At 67.7% G+C, this 3156-nt stretch carries 2 protein-coding genes; both read right to left on the reverse strand.

The window, feature by feature from the left end:
- Positions 1-52 precede the first annotated feature (52 nt).
- Positions 53-1990, reverse strand: coding sequence for a tyrosine-type recombinase/integrase (locus N416_RS0112720; protein ID WP_024442491.1), 1938 nt, complete (start codon positions 1988-1990; stop codon positions 53-55).
- The gene (locus tag N416_RS0112725) at positions 1987-3039 is read right to left on the reverse strand and encodes a tyrosine-type recombinase/integrase (RefSeq protein ID WP_024442492.1); all 1053 of its coding nucleotides are present in this window, start codon (positions 3037-3039) and stop codon (positions 1987-1989) included. The genes N416_RS0112720 and N416_RS0112725 overlap by 4 nt, the downstream gene beginning before the upstream one ends.
- Positions 3040-3156 lie beyond the last annotated feature (117 nt).

Below are 3156 nucleotides of genomic sequence, written 5' to 3' on the forward strand. Positions count from 1 at the left end.
CCGCTCGATTATCCGGCCCTCGTGAGCAGGGCAACCCGTTGTGGTCGGGGGTTCAGCGGTTGAGGCGTTGGAGGTGGTCAGTGAGGGCGTCCGCGACGCGGTCGTGGCGGGCTGCTTCGTCGGTCCAGCCGCGGGTCTCGGCGTCGGTTTTGAGGGCTTGGACATCGACAAGTTGATCGGTCAGGGCGTCACGGAATTCTGGGGCGGTGATGTAGTTGTCGCAGGTTTCGCAGATGTTGGCATAGGGGCAGGCGCCGGCGGCTGGGTGGCGGGCGCAGTAGCCGTGTGCAACACGGGTTTTGAGCATCTCGCTGTGCAGCCAGCCGACCTTGTCGGGCAGGATGGGTTTGCCGACCGGGGTGAGGGTGAACTGGCGGCGCATCTTGCCCATCGCCTCGTCGTAGGCGGCCTTCAGAGTCGGTGAGGCCAGCCTGGCGTAGCGGATCGTCATCTGTGGGGTGACATGCCCGAGCAGTGCCATCAGTGCTTGCAGGCTCATCCCGGCATTGGCGAGTTCGGTTGCCCAGGTGTGGCGCAGCTGGTGAGGGGTGATGACGAGAACGCTGCCGTCGGGTGCGCGCAGGCCGGCGGCTTGGGCAGCGGCCAGCAGCCCGTTGCGCAATCGGGTGTAGCCGAGGCGGCGCCCATGGTGGGTGAACAGGAAGTCTGTAAGCATCCCGGTGCGTGGATGGGCCAACGGCCGGTGCGACCCGCGTTGGGATGCCCACTCATCCAGGGCGGCGATGGTGGCTGCCGATAGCGGCACCATGCGTTCGGTGGCCAGCTTGCCCAGCGGCACCTTCAACCAGGTGCCGGCGGGCCCGTAGTCGACGATGCTGCCCAGTTCCAGGTCGAGTAGCTCGCCGACTCGCAGCCCGGCACCACGCAGCACGGTCAAACCAATGCGGGCAAACGGATCATCGAGGCTGGCAACGGCATTCATCACCGCTGTATCAGCGTCGGGGGCCAGTGCACGCGGCAGCGGCTGATCCAATTTGGGGACGTCGGCAGCGAAAACCAGCCGGCGCGGTGGTGCCTGCTGCCAGCCCCATCCGGTGATGTCATCGAGCAAGTTGCGCAGGCTCAGCACCGCCGATTGTGCGACCGCGGTCGAGATGGTGCGCCCGCCGCCGGCGGCGGCGCGTTGCCCGCGCCAGCCGCGGGTGCGGTTCCAGACCAGGTAGTCCTCGATGCAGGCCCGGTCCAGCAAGCTCAAGCAGGTGATCTCGGGATGGTCGGCGGCGAGGTATTCGGCGAACGGTAACAGGTCGTTGATCAGCGACTCCACCGATTTCGGGCGCAGCACCGCGGCACGAACACGGATGTAGCGCAGCAGGGTCTCGCGGATAGGTCCGGCTATCGCGACGTCGGTGAAGCGCTGCTCAAGGCTGCGCGCCCACGCTCGCCGCCGCGGTGCGGTGTCGAGTACCCGGGTCTCGAACAGCAGTTGGCGCAGGCTGGCCAATCGCGCCCGGTAAGCACGCCGCGACGAGGGCGGGATCGAGCTGGCGGCCAGCGCGGCATCGAACTCCTCGATCGCTTGCTCGGTCAGGTCGACGACCAGCCCTCCCCGGCAGGCCAGTACCACCGCCAGGCATTCACCGAGCACGGTTTCGACCCAGGAGCTGGTCCAGCCCAGCCGATGCCCCGCATCTCGTATCGTCGCGAACCCGACCGGGTCCCGCGCTTCGAGCACCGCGCCGAGTCCGGTCAGCTGCTTGATCGCGGCCAACTCGACATCGAGCCGGATTCGGTCGGTGCCGATCGCGTAACACACCAGGGGCCACGCTCGGCTCGACCGTAGTTCGGCGGCCCGCTGGGCAGCGGGTAGAACCATCCACTGCGCAAGGTTCGGGTTGCGGGACACGAATTCGCGTGCGATGCGGGTCCGGTCGCGGACCGACCGCTCAGCAAGACCCAGACCCGCGACGTAATCGAGGTAGTCACCCAGCAGGGCATCGGTGTCAACACCCACGGCGGTCACGGTCATCGTGGTACTCCCGCCAACGTCGCGCGGGCAGCACCATATTCAGCGGCGAGCTGCTCGACCGAGAGATGCACGTAGCGGGATGTGGTCTCCGGCGAGACGTGTCCCATCAACGCCCGCAACGTCAGTAAATCGATTCCCGCCGAAGCCAATTCAGTGCCGTAGGTATGCCGCAGACGGTGCGGACGCACCCGGGTCGCCCCGGAGAGCTCCCGGTGGCGGCGAAACAGGCTGCGCAGCCCGGCCGCACTGATCGGCGCGCCGGTCGTTGGACCGCGCAGCACCACAAAGCACTGCGGTGTCGCCAGCCCGGGTGGGCGTTCCCACCGCAGATAGGCCGCGACCTCGGTGAAGAACGCCGCATCCACCGGCAGGTGGCGTTCCTTGCCGCCCTTGCCGATCACCCGCAGCCGGCGCCGACCCATGTCCACATCGGCCAGCAGCAGGCCACGAACCTCTGCTGAGCGCAACCCGCCCAGCAGCATCGCCAGCACCATCGCCCGATCCCGATGCGTGCCCAGCGTGGCAAGGAAGTCCTCGATATCACTGGCCGGCAGCGATTCGGGAAGCAGCCGCGGTTGGCGCACCAGCCTGCCACCGGTGCGGGCCCTTCCGGGACCAAGGTGGCCCAGTAAACCACGCTCTGAGCGGCGCAGTCCCTGGCCGCGGCGCGGCGATGGCACCGGATTATCGCCACGACGCCCGGTCATCACCAGGTACTCGAAGAACGCGCGTATTGCCGCGACCCGGCGGTTGACCGTCGACGCCGCGGCCGAGCGCGCCCGCTGCGTGTGACCCGAAGGGCCGCGGCGGCGCACTCCCTGCCAATCGATCCAGTCGAACACCAGCGGCGCATCCACTGCATCCAGCACGACACCGTGCTCGCTGAGGAACCTCGCCAGATTCACGACATCAAATGCATACGCGCGCACCGTGGCCGGGCTGAAACCGCGACCGCTCAGGTGTGCCAGGAATGCGTTGGCCGCATCCAGACCATCCCAGTCGCCATCGACCCGATACTCACCGTCACACTCCCGCATACGAACAGCCATGCTCGTCCCGCCTTCCCGTAACGCCTGCCCCCAGCATCGACCCGGCGCCGCGGGCGGACCGGAATCTCACGCTGCAACGAGTCGCGTGTCCCCCGAGGGCCGGTTAACGGATATCGG

It is taken from the genome of Mycobacterium sp. UM_WGJ, assembly GCF_000455125.1.
Classification (GTDB): Bacteria; Actinomycetota; Actinomycetes; order Mycobacteriales; family Mycobacteriaceae; genus Mycobacterium.

Bases quoted from the DNA above. Each gene is read 5' to 3' on its own strand.
- N416_RS0112720 (WP_024442491.1), bottom strand. From the start codon at position 1,990: ATGACCGTGACCGCCGTGGGTGTTGACACCGATGCCCTGCTGGGTGAC.
- N416_RS0112725 (WP_024442492.1), bottom strand. From the start codon at position 3,039: ATGGCTGTTCGTATGCGGGAGTGTGACGGTGAGTATCGGGTCGATGGC.